Source organism: Thalassotalea nanhaiensis (genome assembly GCF_031583575.1).
Lineage (GTDB): Bacteria > Pseudomonadota > Gammaproteobacteria > Enterobacterales > Alteromonadaceae > Thalassotalea_A > Thalassotalea_A nanhaiensis.
Genome location: NZ_CP134146.1, coordinates 93,193 through 115,693 on the forward strand (window position 1 = coordinate 93,193; position 22,501 = coordinate 115,693).

Sequence of the window (22,501 nt, forward strand, 5' to 3'; positions counted from 1 at the left end):
GTCGCGATTGCCTTAATAATCGGATGAATTCGCAATGTAGCAATTTTCATCATACAGTTAAGGGGTTACTCTACTTCTGGATAATAAAATGATTAAAACGTTTACCACGCTATTCACCTTATTACTGTTAATTTCGGGGAATCTTTGCCAAGCTGAAGAGTCGGTTAAGTATAACAAGGTTTTATTTAAGAGCGTCCTTTCTGAAGAAGATGGCAAAGACATTCAAGTTAGAGAAGCTTATTTCCCACCTGGTTGGAAAGCACCAAGACATTATCACAACAGCAACTTATTTATTTATGTTGTTGAAGGTGAATTTGAAGTTGAATTAGCGGGCAGTGATAAAGTAACCTATCGTCAAGGAGAGGCGCTGCAAATGAATTCAGGTATTGAAATGGAAGCTAGAAACCCAAGTGCTACACATTCGCTGAAGTTGGCTGTTTTTCAGGTGGGTAACCCTGATGCAGATTTTGTCGTACCCGTGCAATAAACATAGTAAAGATATGGCCAATATCATACTAAAATCTAACATTACTTGCCCTAAATGTGGATATTCAAAAATAGAAACCATGCCAACGGATGCGTGTCAGTATTTTTATGAATGTGGTCACTGCAATACACTACTTAAACCACTTGCTGGTGATTGCTGCGTATTCTGTTCATACGGCAGCGTTAAATGCCCACCAATACAGCAAGGTGATAGCTGCTGCGAGTAAGTGGCTAAATTAAAAGGAACATTATGAAAAGCCTAAATATTTCATTGGTTATCGGATTGATACTCTTTTTCGGATTGATGCTAACCAGTCTAGCTAATGAATTACCAGATCCTCTTGCTGCTGGTTGGCAAGGGGAAAAGGTGTGCGAACTATTAAATGAAGATGATAAGCAGCGTATATTAAGGTGTACGTTTGAGCCTGGCGTTGGTCATGAAAAACACTTTCATACGGCGCATTTTGGTTATGCGCTATCAGGCGGAACAATGCGCTTAATTTCTGAGTCTGGCACGCGCGAAGTAACCTTAAAAACCGGCAGCAGCTACACCTCTGATGGCGTTGAATGGCATGAAGTATTAAATATTGGTGATACCACCGTTACCTACTTAATCGTTGAGCCAAAGGGATAAATGGTGAATGTCAAAGGTAGCTGCCAATGCGGCGCGATTCAATATCAGGTAGACGGTGAATTACTCGCAACGCTAATGTGTTATTGCACTGAGTGTCACAAAGTATCTGCAGGCTATGGAACGATGACTGTGCTAATAAATCAAAGTAACTTTCATCTAACTAAAGGGACTTTGAAAGTTTGGCAACGTAGCTCTGATAGTGGCAATCTTAATCGTGCCCATTTTTGTGGTGATTGTGGTAACCGTGTTTATCATCAAAACCCTGACAAACCCGATATTATTCGTTTAAAAACTGGCACTTTGGCAAACTCAGCCAGTTACACACCACAAGCTCATCTATGGCTTAAAAGTGCACCTTCCTGGGTGGTAATTCCCGAGGATACTCTTACCTTTGAAACACAACCATCATTAGCTGATTTATTAGCTTTAATAAAAGAGCAATAAAAGTAACTTTGATTTAGATTAATTTTAAGCTTATTAGCCGAAAGTCTAATAACAAAAAATTAACATCCATAGTATTATACTACTGGGATAATACTATGGATGAAGAATATGTTTTTACCGGATAAAGTGATTATTGCTGATGATCATCCTTTGTTTCGACGAGCATTGTTAGAAACACTAAAGGAAAGATTGGCTACTACTAATTGGCTGCAAGCTGAAACGGTAGAAGAGCTTGATGCATTGTTAAAGCAAAACACCGACTCAGATCTTTTGTTATTAGATTTAAATATTCCTGGCGCACATGGTTTTAATACCTTGATTCATGTTCGAAATCATTTTCCGCAAATACCCGTTGTTGTTGTATCAGCTTATGAAGACAGCGATACCATTAATAAAGCGATGAGCTATGGTGCTTCGGGGTTTGTGCCAAAGTCGACAGATGTTGGTACCATTTTTACTGCGATTAATCAGGTATTATCCGGTCAGTTGTGGACACCAGAATCATTAAATAATGCAACAGAAAATGATAGTAAAGCTGAAATGGCAGATCGAATTGCCAGTCTTACCCAGCAACAATATAAAATTTTATTAATGTTTGCTGAAGGCTTATTGAATAAACAAATTGCCTACGATCTCAATGTATCAGAAGCAACCATCAAAGCTCATGCTACGGCTATTTTTAGAAAGCTTAATGTTCGTAATCGCACGCAAGCGGTTATATGTCTTGGACAGCTAGATTTGTCTGAAGGTGAGTTTACCCAAGAACTTACACAATAATACCAACACCATTAGTGTTTGTTTAAAGGTCAACAGACACTATTTTTTTGGCATATAATTAGCTTTTAATATGTTGGCCAACATAGAACTCATCATGGCTCTAAGAGCCGCCGGCTTCACCATTTTACGCATATAACCTACGTTGGCCTTTGACGTTTTATTTTCAATGTCAGGGTCTGTGGTTGCTGTAATTAATATAGCGGGTATCTGACGTTGCCCCAATCCACGTAGCTCTTTGATCAAATCAATACCGTTTTCATTATTGTCCAGCTGATAGTCGACAAGCAGGATTTCAATTTCATCACCGTGGCGGTTAAACACTTCTTTTGCTTCTGCGGTACCACTTGCACCATATACCTTACATTGCCAAGCGGTTAATAGTGCCAACATACCCTCAAGTACTTGCGGATCGTTGTCTATACACAATACCGACACCCCTTGTAAGCCAACTTGTTGAGTTGGCGCTTGTTGTGTTTGTGATACAGGCTCAGCTTTAGGTACACAAATAGAGAAATTACAGCCACAATTTGGTTCGGATTCTAAATGCAGAGTATGACCAAGAATTTGTGATAATGAACGAGTTATGTTTAAGCCTAATCCTAAGCCATTACTGGCATGATTTTTACCATTGTCTAGCTGGGTAAACTGTTCAAATACTAATTGTTGTTTGTCAGCGGCAATTCCAGGGCCATTATCAATAACCTGAATGAGAAGTTGTTCATTTTCTAATTTTACTGCCAATGCAACTTTTCCTGGGCTTGCATATCTAAATGCATTGGTAAGTAAATTTTGCAATATTCTGCGCAATAAATGCTTGTCAGACTTTATCCAGTGCTCACTATCATCTACTTTCAGTTCAATTTGATACTCATCGGCAGAAGCAGAAAACTCTTGCTCAATTTGTTTAAGTAAATCAGCTAAGCAAAACACCTCGATATCAGGACTGATATTGCCGCTTTCAATGCGAGCAACTTCCGCCAAATTTATTAGTAAATCGTTAGCGACCTTTAATGAATGGTCAATATTTTGTACTTGACGCTTTTGACTGTCATTAAGTTTATTTTGATCTGCTAATGCTGATGTGAACAACCGTGCTGCTTCTAACGGTTGCATTAAATCATGGCTGATAGCCTTTAAATATTGGCTCTTTTTAAGGTGTGCTTGTTCAGACTTTTCTCTGGCAACGGCTAATTGTTTATTCACTAATTCAAGTTTTTGGGTGCGTTCGGTAACGATTGATTCCAAATCTAGGTTTTCTGCTTTTAGCACCATTTCTGTTTCACGAAAGGCGGTAATGTTTTTAAAGATCATAACAAAACCACCGTCGGGCAAAGGGTTACCCTCAATACGAATTATTTGCCCTGTTTCTAGCTGCCGCTCGGATGTATGTGGGCTACCGCTGCGTAAATAATGCAGTCGTCTACTGACTTGCTGTTCAACTTCTCCTTGACCACATAAGCCTTGTTCCGCGTTATAGCGAATTAGAGTTTCTATCTGACAGCCGACAAAAACCATATTTTTAGGATAGTTAAAGAGTTCAAGATAACGAGTATTCCAGGCAACTAAATTAAGTTGGCTGTCGATAATTGAAAAGCCCTCGCTGGCATTTTCAATTGCACTTTGTAATAAACTCTGATTATCCTGTTGCTTTTGTGTCGAGGTTTCTTCAACTAACTGTGCTAACTCATTTAAGTTAATGTTTCTGCCCTGCATGGCAGAATTAATCACAAGTCTTGCTGATGCGGAGCCCATCACTGTACCTAAAGTATTTTCACAGTGGTTTATTAAAGATTGATGCAGTTGTTTTTCATCAAGTTGCATGTCGGCATGTTTTTGTTCAAAGCTGGCGAAGCTGGCACTGGCTTTTTCGTCACCGATAAAGCGCGATATTAATAGCTGCAATTCAGAGCCGGTGATTTGTTTTTTCTTAAGGGTCGGCAACTCAACATCTTCAATATCTTCGTTAAAAAATGCCGCTTGCACACGTTCATGTACACTTTGTCTGCTTAACAGAGAAATCGACCACATAACAAAAATATTAGCGGTAAAGCTGATCAAGGTTGCAGTGGTATTATTTGATAATTCTCCAAGAAATATCGACTGCTCATAAAAACCTAAATTAGGCAGTAGGTTTAATAAAAACCACAATGAAAAGCCAGTAGCAATACCGCTATACACTCCGGTTAAACTGGCATGGCGCCAATAAAATGCAGCAACCAAAGCTGGTGTAAGTTGGGCAATACAACCAAAAGCAATCGCGCCTAATGAAGCTAAGGTATCGTCAGAGGCCAACAAAAATGCGCCATAACCCATTAAAATTATGATCAGTACCAAGAACTTTCTAATATTTAATAGCTTTAAACGAAAACGTTCATAATCATTACCCTGCTGATTGTTGCTACGAAACAGTAAAGGAAACACAATTTCATTACTAAGCATTGTGCTTAAGGCGATAGAGGAAATAATGATCATAGAACTTGCTGCAGAAATGGCCCCTAAAAAGGTAAGTGAAGCAAGCCATACTTGTTGATTTTTAACCGGTAGCATTAATACATATGCATCGGCGGCAATACTGCCATTAAAGAGCAAGTGCCCGGCTAACCCGAGCGGGATAGCTAAAATGGCAAAAATTAGTAGATAAAAAGGGAATATTTTACGGGCAAAGCGGGTATCTTTTTTATCCTTGAGCTCAACAACCATTACCTGAAATTGTCGAGGTAAAGACAAAAATGCCGCCATAACAATTACTAACATGCCCAACATTGAAGATATGTTCGGCCAGTTAAATTGTTGATTTATATCTACATCCGCTTGTTGCCAAAGATCTGATGGTGAGTCAAATAGAAAAAAACAAACGAAAACGGCAATAGCCACAAAAGCAATTATCTTGATTAGTGACTCAAAGGCGATAGCTAACATTACCCCAGGGTGGCGCTCGGTTACATCAATATTACGGATACCGAAGAAAATGGTGAAACCAGCCATGGTAATAGAGGTGATTAAACCGAGTTGCCAGTTATTAACCTCTTGTTTAATTTGTAATAATTCAAATGAATAAACAATGGCTTTAAGTTGCAACGCCATATAAGGCAAGGTACCAATTAAGGCGACCACGGTCACTAATATCGCTAAATTGTGAGATTTACCAAAACGAGAAGAAAGTAAATCGGCTATTGAGGTTAAGTTTAATTTTAAACTCACTCTGATAATACGTTTGATAAACGGCCAGGCAAACATGAACAATAATATTGGCCCAAGATAAATTGGTATATGAGAAAAAATATTTGTAGCAGTTTGCCCTGTGGTACCGAGGAAGCTCCATGAAGTACAATAAACACCTAACGTTAAGGCATAAATAATGGCTTGGCTCTTGCCAAATATTTTATGACGATATTTGTCGCCTAAGTAAGCAATGACAAATAACAAGCCGATATAGGCTAATGCGATAATGACTAATTGCCAATTGTGAAACATACTACCTCTAGTGTTTTATTGTTAACTTTGTACTAGCTTTGGTTGGCTGTTTGAGTGTAAAACTCGCTAATATATTTACCGCCTTTTATGGTCGCTATAATACGCAGTTTATAAGTATCACCTTTTGCGCTAATTTTTTCTCTTAATGGCGTTTGTCTAAACCAGTAGTAAGGAGTATCGCTCATTTGCAGTTGATATGGTGTTGCTTCATTGTTGCTATCAACTAAAAATAGCGTTGCTGTATCTAATGGAAAGGTAGAGTTAATTGTGGTTTTACCATTATCATCAAAGATGTTTAATTTAAAATCGTTGGCTAATAAAACACATTTTCCACCTAATACATCACAAGAGCTTTCAGGTGCCATCTCAAAAATTCTGGTTTCATTAGCCTTGTCTTCAATCCAAAAATCTGACGCGATGTAACCGCCTATGGCCAAAATAGGCGCTACCATAAAGGCTAATTTTGTATGCTTATTCATTTACTTACTTTCCTTTTATATAGTTTTAACACCTTATTAACAGGGTGAAAAGGATTAATAATATCGTTGTTAATTCAGATAAATAAAAACAAGAAAGACTCCCGTAGGAGCCTTTCACTATTTAAGGTGAGAGTTAGTGAGCGTGAGCTTCACCAGCACCTTTTGGAATACGGAAGTTTTCTACCATATGTTGGATATGCGCTGGCGCTTCGCCAGTTAACTTACATACGCCAAACGCTACAGCAAAGTTAACTAATGCACCGACTGCACCAAATGCATTTGGTGAAATTCCGAAGAACCAGTTTTGCTCTAGGCCACCTAAGAACGATGTGCCAGGTATAAACATGATGCCCTTGTGTTGGAATACGTACAACATAGTAATCCCAATACCAGAAATCATACCTGCAACAGCAGCTTTACCACTCATTTTCTTCGAGAATATACCCATCATTAATGCCGGGAATATTGACGATGCAGCTAAACCAAAGGCTAGGGCAACAGTACCTGCGGCAAACCCAGGTGGATTGAGACCGAGATAACCAGACACCAGTATTGCTATGGTCATTACTATCCGTCCCGCCCTTAATTCTGCTTTCTCTGACAGATCTGGCGTTAATACCCCTTTCATCAAGTCATGGGAAATAGAGGACGATATTGCTAATAATAACCCTGCCGCGGTGGACAGTGCAGCGGCCAAACCACCTGCAGCTACCAGAGCGATAACCCAGTTAGGCAAGTTTGCGATAGCCGGATTAGCCAGAACCATAATGTCACGGTCAACTTTAACCATTTCATTGGTATCTGCGTCTGCTACGTACTGAACTTTACCGTCACCGTTTTTATCTTCAAATTTCAATAAACCAGTTTTTTCCCAGTCTTTAAACCATTGTGGACGCTCAGCATAAACCATATTTTCACCAGCTGTAGGTTCAATTGTGTTCATTAAGTTGAAACGTGCCATGGCGCCAACAGCGGGTGCTACGGTATAAAGTAATGCGATAAATACTAAAGCATAACCTGCCGAAGCTCGTGCAGCTTTCACTGAAGGAACAGTGAAGAAACGCATAATTACATGCGGTAAACCAGCAGTACCAATCATTAGAGACATGGTATAAGCGAACATGTTTAACGTGCCGCCCATGTTGTCAGTTGTATATTCTTTAAAACCTAAATCGGTAACGACCAGATCAAGTTTATCTAATAAATATACGCCACTACCATCAGCGAGGGTTGAACCTAAACCAAGTTGTGGAATTGGATTACCAGTAAGTTGTAATGAAATGAATACCGCAGGAATAGTGTAAGCAAAAATTAGTACACAGTACTGAGCTATTTGAGTGTAAGTAATCCCTTTCATGCCACCTAATACGGCATAAACCCAAACAACCATCATACCTATGCCTAAGCCTAGGCCGTAGTCAACTTCCAGGAAGCGAGAGAACGCTACACCAACACCTTTCATTTGACCTATGATGTAGGTTAATGAAGCGATAATTAAACAAACAACGGCAACTATACGTGCGGTTTTTGAGTAGTAACGGTCAAAAATAAATTCTGGAACGGTAAACTTACCGTGTTTACGTAGGTAAGGCGCTAGTAACATGGCAAGTAATACGTAACCACCAGTCCAACCCATTAAAAATACAGAACCACCGTAACCTAAAAAGGCAATTAAACCAGCCATTGAAATAAACGATGCGGCGCTCATCCAGTCGGCACCAATTGCCATACCATTTTGTATCGGTGTAACACCACCACCGGCAACGTAGAAGTCACTTGTTGAACCAGCTCGCGCCCACCAGGCGATCGCAAAATAAACACCGAACGAACCAAATACGGCAATATAAGTATAAAGCTTTAACTCATCCATTATTTATTCCTCTTCTACGTCATGTTTTTTGTCTAGTTTATTCATCTGTGATGAATACCAGAAAACTAAACCAACAAACGTGTAAATTGACCCCTGTTGGGCAAACCAGAAACCTAGTTTATATCCACCAACACGTATCTCGTTTAACGGTTCTACTAATAACAAACCAAAGCCAAATGAAACTACAAACCAAATGACAAGGCAGATGAGTATCAGGCGAAGGTTTTCTTGCCAGTAACTGTTATTACTCTCCACAATGCTCTCCTAACTATTTAAAATTATTAATACCAATTGATATTTTGTTTTTTATATTTTTATAAATTCAAGTTGTATGAAGAAGATATTTATCGAAAGCCAAAGCTATGTTTTTACTTTGATTCTTTTGGTAAAAATCTTTTTCTATCTATCACACTAGCAATCCAATACTAATAAAAACATTAGACCTTGGTCTAGTTTGTATACAGATAGGTTGTGTTAATTGCTTGCTTACTATAAAACTAATGGTAAGAGATTGTCTAAACAGTTGAGCGTTTAAATGAGTACTGAACTTGCTGATATTCATGACTTTATCAAAGCGATTGAGCCATTTGATCAGTTACCCGACACAGCCGTTGCTCGCATAGTGCGCAATATTAGTATTTGCTATGTACGAACTGGCGAACAATTACCGCCAGCAGGGGTACAGGTGCCAATGCTGTATTTTTTACGTAAAGGCGCTCTTGCCTATTTCACCGAGAATAATGAGCTTTTAGGTAAATACGGAGAAGGGGATATATGTACGGTATTTTGTAATCCGGATGAAAATTTAGTTGTTAACGTCATTCCTGAAGAAGATACATTACTTTGTGCTATTAGTTGTGATGATCTAAAAGCAGTAATTAACGATTTTCCAAATGTGTTGCGCTTTTTTATTCAAACCGGAGCACAACGGTTAAAGCAACAAGTATTAAAAATTAACGAAGAAGCCATTATGGCTTCAACGTTAATGAATACTTCTATTGAAGATTTCTATCATGCACCGGTAGTGACTATTGATCATAAGTCATCAATTAAAGACGCTGCGGTTAAAATGACAGAATTAAACTTTTCCTGCCTGGTTGTCGTTGATGGTGAAAAATTATCGGGCATAGTTACCGATAAAGATTTACGCCGGCGGTGTATTGCCAAAGGGCTGGATCTTAACTTGCCAGTTAGCAACATTATGACCCCTAACATGGAAGTCATTGATGTAAATTACAGTGCCCATGATGCGTTAATTAAAATGACCAGCCAGCACATTCATCATTTACCTGTTATGAAAGATGGTGTGTTAACCGGCATGGTTACCGTAACTGATTTAATGAATCAGGAGGGATTAAATGCGGTTAATATGTCTAGCACCATTGGTAAGGCAACATCTGTTGAAGAGCTGGTTAGTATTAGTAAAATGCTACCAAAACTTCAAATTAGAATGGCAAAACTTGGCACAACTGCTGATCATGTTGGTAAAACCATAAGTGCGATAACGTGTGCATTTACCGTTAAGCTCATCAAAATGGCCAAACAAAAATATGGCCCAGAGCCTGTGCCTTTTGCTTGGTTAGCGGCAGGTTCGCAAGCACGACAAGAGCAATTTGCCCATTCTGATCAAGACAACGCGTTGATTATTTCCAATGATATGCGCCCTGAAGATGATGCTTGGTTTAAACAGCTCGCGACCTTTGTCAGTGATGGCCTGGCTGCCTGTGGATTTATTTATTGTCCAGGGGATGTGATGGCAACAAACGATAAATGGCGACAACCGCAGCATGTTTGGCAGCATTACTTTGAACGTTGGGTTAATACGCCAGAGCCGATGGCGTTAATGCATTCAAGTGTATTTTTTGATTTAAACTGTGTTTTTGGTGATGCAGATTTACTCAATGAGGTACGGGCTAATATGCTTAAACAAACGCAGCGCAATACCCTATTTATCGCCCACTTATCTGGTAATGCGTTAAAGCTGCGTCCACCACTTGGATTTTTCAGGGACTTTGTTTTAGTCTCAAGCGGTAAAAATAAAAAAGCGTTGGATTTAAAGCATAATGGCATTGCACCTATTGTTGATTTAGCTCGTATTTATGCTCTTTCTGAAGGCATAACAGCGGTTAATACTATCGAACGTCTCAAGCAAGCATCTGGCACACCTTCATTAAGTAAAACTTCTGCCGCCAACCTAATTGATGCGTACGAGTTTCTTGGTATGTTACGGGCTGAGCATCAAGCTCGTCAGTTACAAGATGGTATTGAACCGGACAATTTTTTAGCGCCAAAAGAAATTTCTCGATTAGAGCGTGAACACTTAAAAGACGCATTCAAAGTGATAAAAACCATGCAGTCTAATCGACAAAGCACTTACGGTTAGGCACTTATGATGAAAGGTAAGTTAAAACAAATCATCAACAGATTTAAAAACTTAAATGCTCAACGCTTAGAGTTGCTTGCTAAAGCGCCAGAAGGACCGTTAAAGCAGTTTTTATCGGTGCCTTTTCCAGACAACAAAACGGCAATAAGTGATGTAGATATTCTTGCAGTCGATTTTGAAACTACCGGGCTGAATGCTAAAACTGATCAATTGCTCAGTGTTGGTTATGTGCTTGTTGAACATGGATTCATTAAACTTGCCAAAAGCACGCATGAAGTTGTTCAATCTCAAGGTGATTTGCATAAAGATAATGTAGTTATCCATCAAATTACTGATGATGAAAAAGCCAATGGTTTAGCATTAGAGCTAGTTGTTGAAAAAATGCTTAATGCTTTAGCGGGCAAAGTTATGTTGGTGCATTACGCCAATATAGAACGTTCTTTTTTACGGCAAGCCTGTATTGAGCTTTATGGCATGGCACCGGTGTGGCCGATTATTGATACGTTAGCCTTAGCGAAAAAACGTTTAGACAGATCAGACACTGCTTATGACCCAAATCAGCTAAGGTTAATAAACCTACGTCATTCGTATGGCCTACCGGCTCACCACGAGCATAATGCCCTAAACGATGCCATTGCGACAGGAGAGTTGTTTTTAGCGCAAATGCATCATTATGATCACGGCTTCAATACCCCTTTAAAAGAATTCATTAGCTAATCAATCCACCTCTTAAACCGAGTTCAGGTTAATCAACGAAATAAAAATCCAATTAAATCAACAAACTTAGACTAAGGTCTAATGCTTAAATTGGCAGTTTTAGACTTAGGTCTAATATCTTCTCTTGCCATACCCACCTACCTTTGTATGCAACAAGAAATTTACAAATAAATCGGCTGACGCTTTTCCTTGTCATGAGTCTTCGTCAGCTAACAAAGGTGGAGAGCATTATGAACGCATCGGTTAATCCAGATATGTTTTACCCAGGTCAAGACGTTGTCGATCAAGCTAACGTTAGTGAATATGAAAAAATGTACCAGTACTCGGTAGAAAACCGTGAAGAGTTTTGGGCTGAGCAAGCAGACACTCTGGGTTGGTATAAAAAATGGGACTCAGTATTAGACGAGTCGAACGCACCGTTTTATAAATGGTTTGATGGCGCTGAAATAAACATTGTCCATAACGCCATTGACCGCCATCTTGAAAATGCGAATCGCAATAAAATGGCCATTATTTGGGAAGGTGAAAACGGTCAAAAACGTAACTTTTCATATAACGGCTTAAACCGCGAAGTGTGCCAGTTTGCCAACGTATTAAAAAGTATGGGCGTAGAAAAAGGCGATATCGTAACCATCTACATGCCACAAATTCCTGAGCTTGTCTTTGCCATGTTAGCCTGTGCAAAAATTGGTGCGGTACATTCTGTAGTTTACGGTGGATTTAGTACTGAAGCGCTTGCTTCTCGAATTGATGATGCTCATTCTCGAGTACTAATTACTGCCGATGGCGGCTGGCGTCGTGGTAAACAAATCGATTTAAAGTCTATTGCCAATGAGGCAATGCAACGTTCTCCAAGTATTGAAGTATGTATCTGTGTAAAAAATAACGAACTAGATGTTGAAATGGAACCTACTCGTGATTTTTGGTTGCATGACTTAAAAGCGTTACCTATTGCCGGTAGCCAGTGTGAAACCGAGCAAACCAGCTCTGAAGACCCTTTATTTATTTTATACACCTCGGGTACTACCGGTACGCCAAAAGGTATGTTGCATACCCATGGTGGTTACGCTGTTTATACCTCAACAACCCATCGCATGGCATTTGATATTAAACCACAAGACAGATGGTGGTGTGCGGCCGATCCAGGTTGGATAACTGGCCACAGTTACATCGTTTACGGACCACTTATTAATGGTGCGACGATCATGCTTTATGAAGGTGCGCCAAATTATCCTTACCCGAACCGTTGGTGGCAAATTATTGAAAACTACGGCATTAACATTCTTTACACCTCGCCAACAGCAATTCGTGGCTTAATGCGCTTTGGTGAGCGTTGGCCGAAAAAACATGACCTTTCAAGCTTACGCTTATTGGGTAGTGTTGGTGAGCCGATTAACCCGGAAGCATGGAAATGGTATCACCATGTAATTGGTAACGATAAATGTCCAATTATTGATACTTGGTGGCAAACAGAAACCGGTGGTTTCATGATTTGTCCACTGCCTATCACCCCATTAAAACCTGGTTCTGCAACCAAGCCTTTCTTTGGTAATGAAATGGCTATTGTTGATGACGATGGCAATGAGGTGGGTACCAATGAAGAAGGCAAACTTATCGTTAAAAACCCATGGCCGGGCATGGCCCGTACGGTATTTAAAGATGATCAACGCTATGCCGATTTATATTGGAGCCAAGACAAAGACGGCAAGTGGATTTACTTAGCTGGCGACAGTGCCAAAAAAGATGAAGATGATTACATTTGGGTTATCGGCCGTATGGATGAGGTGCTGAAAGTAAGCGGTTATCGTTTAGGTACCTCTGAAGTTGAAAGTGCTCTGGTAAGCCACCCTATGGTAACTGAAGCTGCGGCAGTTGGCTTACCGCACGAGCTAAAAGGTAATGCAATTCACACCTATGTAATTTTGCAAGCTGGCATGGTTGGCGATAAAAACCTTGAGCAAGAGCTAAAAGCTCATGTCGGTAGTGAAATGGGCAAAATTGCTATGCCAGAGCGTGTCGAGTTTGTTGAATCATTACCAAAAACTCGTTCAGGAAAAATCATGCGCCGTGTTCTGAAAGCCAGAGCACTCGGTCAGGATGAAGGTGATTTAAGTACGTTAGAAGAGTAAATAAATCACTAACCAAGTAAAAATTACAACATAAAAATAAGGGGGCTTGGCCCCCATTAACAAAAATTTAATTATAACGAAACACCAATCGCTTTAAGGAATGTCAGTAGTCTTACCTTGATCGATGATGGGGAGCAAAACAATGTTAAAAAGAAATAAACTAGCGTTAGCAACGGGCTTAGCCCTTCTAGCTGGTAGTGCACATGCAGGGTATACGATCAAATTGACTGATAAGGATACCATTACCTTTGGCGGCTATATTCAAGGTGATATTCGTTACGTTGATGGTGATCTTAGCTCGCCACTTACCAATGATGATTTCTGGATTGGCCATGTTGCTGCTGATGAGCAAAGTAATGTTAATTTTAATGCCAATTCTACCCGTTTTAATACCAAATATGTTCATGGTGATGTTACTGGTTTTATTGAAATGGATTTTTATGGTGGTGGTGGTAATGAAAAACTGACCAACTCTCGTCACCCTCGTCTTCGTCATGCTTTTATCAAGTATAAAAACTGGACTGTAGGTCAAACTTGGTCAACTTTTATGAATACAAGTGCACTAGCTGAATCTGCCGATTTCGCTGGGCCTTTGAATGCATCTGCGTTTATTCGTCAAGATCAAATTCGCTATACGAATGGCGGCTTTCAAATCGCAATAGAAAACCCTGAATCTTACGGTGGTGAAACCGGTGATGCAGGCTATGGTGACCAAGACTCTGTACCTGATGTGGTAGGTAAATATACCTTCACTGGTGATTGGGGGAATATTGCTATTTCTGGTGTGGTAAAACAACTGAACACTGTTGGCGGTGAATCTGAAACAGGTGTAGGTTTTGGTGTATCTGGTCGTATTAATTCTTTTGGTAAAGATGATATTCGCTTTGCCTTCCATGGTGGCAATACCGGCCGTTATGTAGGTGCTGCTGCTGCAACTGATTTAGTTGGCGAGGAAGTAGAAGAATCGACTTCTATTATGGTTTCATACCGCCATTTTTGGACAGAAACTTGGCGTTCAAATGTTTACTACGGTAGTACTGAAACTGAAGAATCAGACAGAACACGTACACATGCAGCGATCAACATATTCAATAATGTTACTAAAGAGCTTTCATATGGCTTGGAAGTTGGTAACTATGAAGCAGAAGATTTAGATGCAGATTCAGATTACGTACAGTTTTCAGTGAAATACGTTTTATAGTTAACCAGTTTAACTTTCTCCTCGTTCAATTCGCCTGAGATTTAGCCATCTCAAACGAGGTTTTTTGGGAAAGCATTCGCTTTCCCTTTTTTTTATTTCAGGGACAATTATTTAAGCATCCATGCAATAATTGCATATACAGCATCCATGCTGAAAATGATGGAATGCAAACTGCCATGGATGGCATTAAGTTTGTAAAGTTATGGAAGTGCTTATCCTCCCGTGCCATGGACCACTCCTTCACATCCTGTGATCGTGGCATTCATTACTTCCATGTAAATTATGGCGGAAAGGGAGGGTTTACTTCAGGGACCATTATTTAAGCGTCCATGCAATAATTGCATATACAGCATCCATGCTGAAAATGATGGAATGCAAATCGCCACTTAAAGGCATTAAGTTTGTAAAGTCACTGGAGTGCGATCACGATAAAAGTTGAGTAATTTGTTCTATTAATTCCTCTGTATTGGAGCCTTTTTTATGAAAATGGCTAATACCAAATTCTTCAACATTGTGCGTGCCAATTTCTGAGCTATAGCCTGAACTGATAATAATGGGCATATTGGGGAATGAACGTTTAACTTGCTTACTGAGTTCTATACCGGTCATGTCGGGCATGCTTTGATCAGTAACAATTAAATCAATAGTCTCTTCGTTTAGTTTTTCTAAAGCAAGTTGACCATTTTTAGCCGTTACCACGTTGTAATCATGGAAGCTTATAAAGCAGGCTAAAAATTTAACAATTAACGGTTCATCATCGACAACCAGAATTGTTTTAGCATTTGCTGTAGCTTGTTTCATCCCTGCTGTATTTGCACTTTTGGTGCTTTTAATAAATCTATTAACTATTTGACTGATTTTGGCAATACCAATCGGTTTTTGGGCAATAAAAGAAAACTGAGGTTTGGACTCTGCTCGTTTCTCCAAACTTTGAAAATAACCTGTTAACAACACTACAGGGCAATCAGGCCTTACTTGACGAACAGTATCGAGAACTTCAATGCCACCTTGTAAAAAGTCACCAATAATAAAGTCGCTAATAACAAGATCAAAATCATCGGGCTGTTTTTTTATATAATCAATAGCGCAAACAACATTGGAGTAGCATTGCACCTCATACCCAAGCTGTTCCAGCATTTCATAGGTCGCAGCCAGAGTATTTTGATCATCTTCAATGTAAAGGATGCGACCAGAACCGGGCACAATTTCATTCGAAAAGGGCTGATGCATAGGCTTAATGTTTTTATTCTTTTCAAAAATTGGCAGGTAAATTGTAAATGTTGAACCTACGCCGATTTCAGATTCGACCTGAATGGTACCGTTATGATTCTTAACTATGGTCCAACAAGAGCTTAAGCCAAGCCCGTGGCCATTTTCCTTAGTGGAAAAATACGGCTTGAATATATCTTTTTTATGCTCGTCGGAAATGCCTATGCCACGATCTTTAATCGATATAGCAAAGTAGTTGCCAGCATGGAGTTCTGGGTGTTCATCGGGTTTAATTTCACAATTTTTGATTGTGATGGTGATCTCTTCATTATTTGCTGACGCTTGAGCAGCATTAATCAGGATGTTGTTTAATACTTGATGAATTTGGTTTATATCGGCATACAGCGAACCTTGAGTATTATGTGCTTCATATTTTATTTCTGAGTTAATCCCTGACTGCACAAAGGAAGTCATTTCCTCTAGCATTTCTGCAAGGTTACACACCGTTTTGGTCACTTCACCATGTTCTGAATAATTCATAAATTTTTCAGTTAAGACAGACGCTTGCGTTGTGGCGTGTTCAATATTATCTAAATGTTTGCTTATTTCTTCTTTATCGGATCCATTGGTAACTTTCATTTTTGCTAATTGGCTAGAGCCTAGGATCATCATTAATATGTTATTAAAATCGTGAGCTAAGCCCGCGGCAAGGGTGCCTAGAGAGTCGAGTTTTTGATTGGCAATATTTTCATCTTCGAGTTTTTTCCGAGCGGTTATGTCGTGGAATGCGGCTAATATACCAATAATATCGCCATCGGCATTGGTTAAAGGTATTTTGCTGGTTTCAAGCCAAGATATTCGTCCATCTGCTTGCCTTAGACTTTCGATAATATTAACTTCTGCTTTCCCTGACTCCATAACGCGTCTATCGCACTCTCGATAAAAGTCAGACTCTTCAGTCGTCCAAGGTAAATCATAATCAGTTTTACCAATAATATCTTTAGGAGAATTGAGATTTGCAATGTCAGCAAGCGCTTGATTACAACCAAGAAAAACACTATTTCTATCTTTCCAAAACACACAAAAAGGCAATGCATCAAGGACCGATTGAAACATCTCGTTTGACGGTTGTGCTGCGAAATTACCTGAACTCATGATCTACCCTTAATGGAATCGATATAAGTGCTTTATTTAATAAAATTCATAGTGTTATTGCTCATTTTAACCCCCAAGTATATACCAGTATCAAAAATTTGCCTCGTGAGCGATTGTTGCATTGTGATATGGCTTGAAACTGCCGATGATTAATTTAAATGAGCATTGAGGTAGTCAACAAGCAGCCTTATTTTTGCTGATAAATGACGATTTTGCGGATAGATAGCCCAAATGCTTTCTTCAGGCTCTCTGTATTTGTCCAAAATGGTGATTAAATTGCCACTTTTGATGTGTTGAGTAACGTAATAGTCGGGCAAATGCACCACGCCAAGCCCTTTTAACGCGGCATCAACAAGGCCAAGTCCGCTGTTGTAACGAATACCACCGGTGATGCGAATACTCTTTTCTTTACCTGCTTCTCTAAAAAGCCAATGATCCAACGTACCCAGTAAACACTTATGCTTAGACAATTCTGATAGAGAGTGTGGAGTCCCGTATTTGCCTAGGTAGCTGGGTGATGCACAGGCATAACTAGTTCGTTGATCGATTTTTTTTGCCATCATACTTGAATCGCTCAGTTTACCTATACGAATAGCTAAATCATAGCCTTCTTCCACTAAATCAGCTCGCTGATTATTTAGGTTTGCCTGTATTTCAATATCGCTGTATTGCAGCATGAAATCATTCAATAAAGGCAGAATATGCTGTTCCCCATAGGTAACAGGGGCGGTGAGTTTTATTTTGCCTTGCGGTTTTGTTTGCAGATTGGTTATCGCCCGTTCAGCTTCAGCTAGGCCATCAAGAACACTGCGGCAATGTTGGTAAAATAACTGACCCTCTTGGGTTAAAGATACTTTGCGCGTAGTACGATACAGTAATTTAATATTAAGTCGTTTTTCTAAGGCACTAACTTGGCGACTCACTTGCGCAGTCGAAATTTGTAATTTTTTTGACGCTTGGGTAAAACTTGTCGTTTCAGCCACATGGACAAATTCACTAATTCCTTCCCATTCCATTATTGTTACTCACTGGTAAAAGTAATTTACTAATATCGTATATTATCATTTCTGTAGAAATAATTATAATACACACCATAAACACAAATTGCTGTATTCAGCTATTATTAATCAATCATCTATTAAAGTTATAAATGAGGAATCAAATGTCAGATCAATTTATTAAATCAAAAGCTGCGATAGCCTGGGGTGCAGGTCAACCATTATCAATTGAGGAAGTAGATGTAATGCTACCTCGTAAAGGTGAAGTATTAGTAAAAGTTATTGCATCTGGCGTTTGTCACACCGATGCTTTTACCTTGTCAGGCGATGATCCTGAAGGTATTTTTCCGGTAATTTTAGGCCATGAAGGTGGTGGTATTGTTGAGCAAGTTGGTGAAGGCGTTACCAGTGTACAAGTTGGTGATCATGTTATTCCTTTATACACACCTGAGTGTGGTGAATGTAAATTCTGTCTTTCAGGTAAAACCAATCTTTGTCAGAAAATTAGAGAAACTCAAGGTAAGGGTTTAATGCCAGATGGCACCACTCGTTTCTATAAAGATGGCCAGCCGATCTTCCACTATATGGGCTGTTCTACGTTCTCTGAATACACAGTATTGCCAGAAATTTCGTTAGCTAAAGTTAATAAAGAAGCGCCATTAGAAGAGGTTTGTTTATTAGGTTGTGGTGTTACCACTGGCATGGGCGCTGTAATGAATACAGCCAAAGTTGAAGAGGGCGCAACCGTTGCCATCTTTGGGCTTGGTGGCATTGGTTTGTCAGCTGTTATTGGTGCAACTATGGCAAAGGCGGGTCGTATAATTGCGATAGATATCAACGAAAGTAAGTTTGAGTTAGCGAGAAAATTAGGCGCTACCGATTGCATTAATCCAAAAGATTACGACAAACCAATTCAAGATGTAATTGTCGACTTAACCGATGGTGGTGTTGATTACTCGTTTGAATGTGTTGGTAACGTGAACTTAATGCGTTCAGCTCTAGAGTGTTGTCACAAAGGCTGGGGCGAATCTGTAGTTATTGGTGTTGCTGGCGCTGGCCAAGAAATTTCAACTCGTCCATTCCAATTAGTTACTGGTCGTGTATGGCGCGGCTCTGCTTTTGGTGGTGTTAAAGGCCGCACTGAATTACCAGACTATGTTGAACGTTACTTACAAGGCGAATTCAAATTAAGTGACTTTATTACTCATACTATGGGTCTTGAAGACATCAATGAATCGTTTGAGTTAATGCATAAAGGCGAAAGTATCCGCAGCGTAATTCATTTTAATAAATAGCCGTTTCTGTTTACCTTAATATGCCAGTTTTATTAATAAAACTGGCAAGGATTTATTATGACAATTGAAAATTTAAGCGTTAACAAAAGCTTTGGTGGCTGGCACAAACAATATAGCCATTATTCCAATACTCTAAACTGCAATATGCGTTTTGCTATTTATCTGCCCCCGCAAGCATCTAATGGGCAAAAGGTTCCGGTAGTATATTGGCTCTCTGGCCTAACTTGCAGTGACGAAAACTTTATGCAAAAAGCTGGAGCGCAGCGTATTGCCGCGGAATTAGGTGTTGCTATCGTTGCTCCCGATACGAGCCCAAGAGGTGACGATGTTGCTGATGATGATGGTTATGATTTAGGTAAAGGAGCTGGCTTTTATGTGAATGCCAACCAAGCTCCCTGGAGCAAGCACTACCAAATGTATGATTATATTGTGCAGGAGTTGCCTGACTTAATTGAATCAACATTCCCAGTTAGTGATAAGCGTGCAATTGCTGGGCATTCTATGGGAGGCCATGGTGCTTTAACAATAGCGATGCGTAATCCTCAGCGTTATATGTCAGTTTCAGCATTTAGCCCTATCAGCAATCCAGTTAATTGCCCCTGGGGACAAAAAGCGTTTACTGCCTACCTTGGCAAAGACAAAGAGCTTTGGCGACAGCACGATGCTAGCGAACTAATGCGAAAAGCGACACAGTTTGTTCCTGCAAAAGTTGATCAAGGCGAATCCGATGATTTCCTGTCTGAACAGTTAAAACCGGAAATGTTAGAGGCCGCAGCCAAAGTTAGCGGTTACCCATTGGAGTTAAACCTTCACGAGGGCTATGATCACAGCTATTACTTTATTTCGAGTTTTATTGAGCAACATTTGCAGTTTCATGCATCGTATCTAAATCAATAAAACATTTTAAACTGCCGACGCTTGTCGCATCGGCAGTTTTAAGCTTTTATTCTTCTCGTTTCTCGTTTCTCGTTTCTCGTTTTTACATCCAGTTCCGCTTACTTTCTTCTACTTCGTACAAACTTGAATTGATTAACTCCAATCCATCTTCTTGTGGTAAATAAGGTACGTTTACCGCTCCAGCTGCGAGCACAAACTCTATAGAACAAAGCTGCTTACGTTTTAAAAACCAACTTTGCTTAAACGAAGTTTGCTGAACTTTATAGATAGGAAAAGTGAGGTAATCTACACCCAACACGCCTTGGCGTACATAGATGAAATTATCATCTTTGGCATAACCCCAACGTAGATAACGCATCACCATTAAAAAGCCAATAAATGCTGTGCCTGAGCCGAGGTAATACAAACCTTCAATTTTGTCATGTTCAATCAACACCCAAGCCACTACGCTGGTTATTGGTAATAAAAATAAGAAAATATTTCTTATTAATAAACGCGGATGAACGCGCTTGAATTTAGTATTCTTTAATTGATTGTCAGGATATGCATCAAGCATTAACTGCTGACATTCTTTATTTGTGACCGAAGGAACAATTATTTTATTGGTGAGTTGACCGGCATTGGGGTTATTAAAATTGGCATTGGATTGCTCAAACTTCAGATTAATTCGCCCTAATAATATGTCGAGCCAATCTTGCTGGCGAACGATCATTTGTAAACGTGACAAACGCATGGTGACTTCAGTTTTAGTGAATAGACCGCTGCGCCGTATGTATCGGTCACCAATTTTACTCAGTTTGAAATCGTGAAAGGCGATTATCGAGCCGAGCACTGAAAAAATACTGATGATCAACATCACAATTAAGAACGTCGAAAGCACTGTACTGGCAATTTGCCAGCCTGAACGGCCTTCAAATTCAAAATATTGATTCACATTAATGCCGAACATCATTAACCACTCACCAATGGTTGATGAAATACGGTCCATAAACGGTGCCATACCACCTAAAAATATCCATACACGATTATTGGTTAAACCATGGATCACCAAGTCATCCAAATTGCGTCGGTCTAATACCGTTTCATCATCTTCATTTGGTACTGGTGCTTCATTGGTAACCGATTCATCATCAGTGAGTGATTCTGCTTTGTCGCTTTGTACTAGATGCGCAGCGAGGATTTCGTGCTTAAGTTGTTCAGCAAAGGATTTTTTCAGGGCGACTACCTTCGCTTCCTGTTTCACTGAACCTGCGGTATCAAGTTGCATGCAAGTATAGCCAAACGGGCGATAATATAGCGGCTCGGTTAACTCCACGTTTTGAATACGGGAAAACGGTAAGTTAACGTATTTTTTTGCAAACACGCCGGACCGGATTTCAATTTGTTGGTTGGTTAATCGGTACTGAAAAAAGTAGTAACTCAGCAAAGATGCCAACCCCAATAAAGCCGATAAACCATAAATAAATGGCAACCAAAAGCTTGGGTCTTCGGCTATTTTGTTATAACCAATCAGCAGTGCTGGCGCCACATAAATGAAGTTGCCAAAGATGTTCTTTATAAACATTAAAACAAAATAAATGAGCGCAATAGGCGATATTCTTTGCCAGTTATTGCTCGTGTTTTGTTGCTCAGAGGTATTGTCTGTCGCGTTATCAATGTCGTCCAGAGTGGAATTTAGCTCTTTATCCATGAAGGTTAATGTCCTTATGAGCTAATATAAACTGACGCATATTTTCTGCGGTCTCTACATCCAATCCGGGTATTTCAAACGTATGCATGGCACCACCGGCGCTAAAAACCTGTAAATTTGCCAAGCCAACTTTGCGATCAATTGGTCCGCGTTTCAATTCAACATGTTGTACTCGCAAAATAGGCTGACTTACTGTTTTTCGAAACACTAAACCCGACTGGTAACTAATATCATGCTCACGTATCGCGTAACGTTTTTTCGGATCGGCAAGTGAGTGATAAAGGCTGATAACAAGTCCTAATGTACCTATACCCCAAATAGGATATTGCAGTGTATTTACAACATTTTTGCTTATATCAATAAATGGCTGATAGCTAATAAAGACTAATATTAACATCATCGTAACTGTTGTAACTAAGCTCACTAACCTGTGTGTAGGTGCATACTTTTCAGAAAGACTGGTATAGGTCAATGCCTGTAGTTGGGGCATATCATCCGCGGCTATTTCGATGTTAGAAAATTCAATGTTTGCCTGCTCAGTCATATTAATCTCGTTTTTATAAGCGCAGTTAATGTTGTTTGATATACAGCATAACGATAAATTCTTATTTGTTAACAGGTTTTTGATAACTTTTTAATAAATATTCGATATGGATTTCGACA

The 22,501-nt window shown here is 39.6% G+C and carries 19 protein-coding genes; 11 read left to right on the forward strand and 8 right to left on the reverse strand.

Translation table 11 applies throughout. The annotated features are described in order from the left end of the window. Positions 1 to 88: 88 nt before the first annotated feature. The 5 genes from RI845_RS00570 to RI845_RS00590 all read left to right on the forward strand — a co-directional run bounded on the left by RI845_RS00570 (position 89) and on the right by RI845_RS00590 (position 2,341). Complete coding sequence (locus RI845_RS00570; RefSeq protein WP_348387811.1) at positions 89 to 487, forward strand: cupin domain-containing protein; 399 nt, start codon at positions 89 to 91, stop codon at positions 485 to 487. 13 nt (positions 488 to 500) lie between these two features. Beyond that, complete coding sequence (locus RI845_RS00575) at positions 501 to 713, forward strand: GDCCVxC domain-containing (seleno)protein (protein WP_348387812.1); 213 nt, start codon at positions 501 to 503, stop codon at positions 711 to 713. 23 nt (positions 714 to 736) lie between these two features. Beyond that, positions 737 to 1,120, forward strand: a complete 384-nt coding sequence (locus RI845_RS00580) for a cupin domain-containing protein (RefSeq protein ID WP_348387813.1) — start codon at positions 737 to 739, stop codon at positions 1,118 to 1,120. Next, a complete protein-coding gene (locus tag RI845_RS00585) occupies positions 1,121 to 1,564 on the forward strand; it encodes a GFA family protein (RefSeq protein ID WP_348387814.1) in 444 nt (147 codons plus the stop codon). It begins immediately after the preceding gene. A gap of 108 nt (positions 1,565 to 1,672) precedes the next feature. Next, positions 1,673 to 2,341, forward strand: coding sequence for a response regulator transcription factor (locus RI845_RS00590; RefSeq protein WP_348389482.1), 669 nt, complete (start codon positions 1,673 to 1,675; stop codon positions 2,339 to 2,341). A gap of 39 nt (positions 2,342 to 2,380) precedes the next feature. Here RI845_RS00590 and RI845_RS00595 read toward each other — a convergent pair whose 3' ends face one another. The 4 genes from RI845_RS00595 to RI845_RS00610 form a co-directional block, all read right to left on the reverse strand. Continuing rightward, a complete protein-coding gene (locus tag RI845_RS00595; RefSeq protein ID WP_348387815.1) occupies positions 2,381 to 5,815 on the reverse strand; it encodes a hybrid sensor histidine kinase/response regulator in 3,435 nt (1,144 codons plus the stop codon). A 32-nt stretch (positions 5,816 to 5,847) separates the two neighbouring features. Next, a complete protein-coding gene (locus RI845_RS00600; protein WP_348387816.1) occupies positions 5,848 to 6,294 on the reverse strand; it encodes a hypothetical protein in 447 nt (148 codons plus the stop codon). A 133-nt stretch (positions 6,295 to 6,427) separates the two neighbouring features. After that, positions 6,428 to 8,164 (reverse strand): sodium:solute symporter family protein, encoded by a 1,737-nt coding sequence (locus tag RI845_RS00605; protein ID WP_348387817.1) that lies wholly within the window; start codon positions 8,162 to 8,164, stop codon positions 6,428 to 6,430. A 3-nt stretch (positions 8,165 to 8,167) separates the two neighbouring features. After that, positions 8,168 to 8,419: a DUF4212 domain-containing protein gene (locus RI845_RS00610; protein WP_348387818.1), complete on the reverse strand. Its 252-nt coding sequence runs from the start codon at positions 8,417 to 8,419 to the stop codon at positions 8,168 to 8,170. Between the two features lie 280 nt (positions 8,420 to 8,699). On the opposite strand from RI845_RS00610, the gene RI845_RS00615 reads away from it, so the two are divergent. From RI845_RS00615 to RI845_RS00630, 4 genes are all read left to right on the forward strand, one after another. Further along, on the forward strand, positions 8,700 to 10,547 hold the full coding sequence (locus tag RI845_RS00615; protein WP_348387819.1) for a putative nucleotidyltransferase substrate binding domain-containing protein: 1,848 nt from the start codon (positions 8,700 to 8,702) through the stop codon (positions 10,545 to 10,547). A 6-nt stretch (positions 10,548 to 10,553) separates the two neighbouring features. Then, positions 10,554 to 11,264, forward strand: a complete 711-nt coding sequence (locus RI845_RS00620) for an exonuclease domain-containing protein (RefSeq protein ID WP_348387820.1) — start codon at positions 10,554 to 10,556, stop codon at positions 11,262 to 11,264. A 230-nt stretch (positions 11,265 to 11,494) separates the two neighbouring features. Further along, entirely contained in the window at positions 11,495 to 13,393 is a 1,899-nt protein-coding gene (acs, locus tag RI845_RS00625) for an acetate--CoA ligase (protein WP_348387821.1), read from the forward strand. A 142-nt stretch (positions 13,394 to 13,535) separates the two neighbouring features. Next, a complete protein-coding gene (locus tag RI845_RS00630) occupies positions 13,536 to 14,594 on the forward strand; it encodes a DcaP family trimeric outer membrane transporter (protein ID WP_348387822.1) in 1,059 nt (352 codons plus the stop codon). A gap of 423 nt (positions 14,595 to 15,017) precedes the next feature. On the opposite strand, the gene RI845_RS00635 is transcribed toward RI845_RS00630, so the two are convergent. Both RI845_RS00635 and RI845_RS00640 read right to left on the reverse strand, forming a co-directional pair. Further along, positions 15,018 to 16,958 (reverse strand): response regulator, encoded by a 1,941-nt coding sequence (locus RI845_RS00635; RefSeq protein WP_348387823.1) that lies wholly within the window; start codon positions 16,956 to 16,958, stop codon positions 15,018 to 15,020. Positions 16,959 to 17,107: 149 nt separating this feature from the next. Next, the gene (locus tag RI845_RS00640) at positions 17,108 to 17,974 is read right to left on the reverse strand and encodes a LysR substrate-binding domain-containing protein (protein ID WP_348387824.1); all 867 of its coding nucleotides are present in this window, start codon (positions 17,972 to 17,974) and stop codon (positions 17,108 to 17,110) included. 146 nt (positions 17,975 to 18,120) lie between these two features. On the opposite strand from RI845_RS00640, the gene RI845_RS00645 reads away from it, so the two are divergent. Together RI845_RS00645 and fghA are read left to right on the forward strand one after the other, a co-directional pair. Beyond that, positions 18,121 to 19,251, forward strand: coding sequence for an S-(hydroxymethyl)glutathione dehydrogenase/class III alcohol dehydrogenase (locus RI845_RS00645; RefSeq protein ID WP_348387825.1), 1,131 nt, complete (start codon positions 18,121 to 18,123; stop codon positions 19,249 to 19,251). Between the two features lie 57 nt (positions 19,252 to 19,308). Further along, the gene (gene fghA / locus RI845_RS00650; protein ID WP_348387826.1) at positions 19,309 to 20,148 is read left to right on the forward strand and encodes an S-formylglutathione hydrolase; all 840 of its coding nucleotides are present in this window, start codon (positions 19,309 to 19,311) and stop codon (positions 20,146 to 20,148) included. Between the two features lie 82 nt (positions 20,149 to 20,230). Here fghA and RI845_RS00655 read toward each other — a convergent pair whose 3' ends face one another. Together RI845_RS00655 and RI845_RS00660 are read right to left on the reverse strand one after the other, a co-directional pair. Then, the gene (locus RI845_RS00655) at positions 20,231 to 21,838 is read right to left on the reverse strand and encodes a PH domain-containing protein (protein WP_348387827.1); all 1,608 of its coding nucleotides are present in this window, start codon (positions 21,836 to 21,838) and stop codon (positions 20,231 to 20,233) included. Next, complete coding sequence (locus RI845_RS00660; RefSeq protein WP_348387828.1) at positions 21,831 to 22,382, reverse strand: PH domain-containing protein; 552 nt, start codon at positions 22,380 to 22,382, stop codon at positions 21,831 to 21,833. Before RI845_RS00660 ends, RI845_RS00655 begins: the two co-directional genes overlap by 8 nt. Between the last annotated feature and the right edge of the window lie 119 nt (positions 22,383 to 22,501).

Excerpts from the sequence above, each read along its gene's own strand:
- RI845_RS00570 (WP_348387811.1), top strand. The coding sequence starts at position 89 with ATGATTAAAACGTTTACCACGCTATTCACCTTATTACTGTTAATTTCG.
- RI845_RS00575 (WP_348387812.1), top strand. The coding sequence starts at position 501 with ATGGCCAATATCATACTAAAATCTAACATTACTTGCCCTAAATGTGGA.
- RI845_RS00580 (WP_348387813.1), top strand. The coding sequence starts at position 737 with ATGAAAAGCCTAAATATTTCATTGGTTATCGGATTGATACTCTTTTTC.
- RI845_RS00585 (WP_348387814.1), top strand. The coding sequence starts at position 1,121 with ATGGTGAATGTCAAAGGTAGCTGCCAATGCGGCGCGATTCAATATCAG.
- RI845_RS00590 (WP_348389482.1), top strand. The coding sequence starts at position 1,673 with ATGTTTTTACCGGATAAAGTGATTATTGCTGATGATCATCCTTTGTTT.
- RI845_RS00595 (WP_348387815.1), bottom strand. The coding sequence starts at position 5,815 with ATGTTTCACAATTGGCAATTAGTCATTATCGCATTAGCCTATATCGGC.
- RI845_RS00600 (WP_348387816.1), bottom strand. The coding sequence starts at position 6,294 with ATGAATAAGCATACAAAATTAGCCTTTATGGTAGCGCCTATTTTGGCC.
- RI845_RS00605 (WP_348387817.1), bottom strand. The coding sequence starts at position 8,164 with ATGGATGAGTTAAAGCTTTATACTTATATTGCCGTATTTGGTTCGTTC.
- RI845_RS00615 (WP_348387819.1), top strand. The coding sequence starts at position 8,700 with ATGAGTACTGAACTTGCTGATATTCATGACTTTATCAAAGCGATTGAG.
- RI845_RS00620 (WP_348387820.1), top strand. The coding sequence starts at position 10,554 with ATGATGAAAGGTAAGTTAAAACAAATCATCAACAGATTTAAAAACTTA.
- acs (WP_348387821.1), top strand. The coding sequence starts at position 11,495 with ATGAACGCATCGGTTAATCCAGATATGTTTTACCCAGGTCAAGACGTT.
- RI845_RS00630 (WP_348387822.1), top strand. The coding sequence starts at position 13,536 with ATGTTAAAAAGAAATAAACTAGCGTTAGCAACGGGCTTAGCCCTTCTA.
- RI845_RS00635 (WP_348387823.1), bottom strand. The coding sequence starts at position 16,958 with ATGAGTTCAGGTAATTTCGCAGCACAACCGTCAAACGAGATGTTTCAA.
- RI845_RS00640 (WP_348387824.1), bottom strand. The coding sequence starts at position 17,974 with ATGGAATGGGAAGGAATTAGTGAATTTGTCCATGTGGCTGAAACGACA.
- RI845_RS00645 (WP_348387825.1), top strand. The coding sequence starts at position 18,121 with ATGTCAGATCAATTTATTAAATCAAAAGCTGCGATAGCCTGGGGTGCA.
- fghA (WP_348387826.1), top strand. The coding sequence starts at position 19,309 with ATGACAATTGAAAATTTAAGCGTTAACAAAAGCTTTGGTGGCTGGCAC.
- RI845_RS00655 (WP_348387827.1), bottom strand. The coding sequence starts at position 21,838 with ATGGATAAAGAGCTAAATTCCACTCTGGACGACATTGATAACGCGACA.
- RI845_RS00660 (WP_348387828.1), bottom strand. The coding sequence starts at position 22,382 with ATGACTGAGCAGGCAAACATTGAATTTTCTAACATCGAAATAGCCGCG.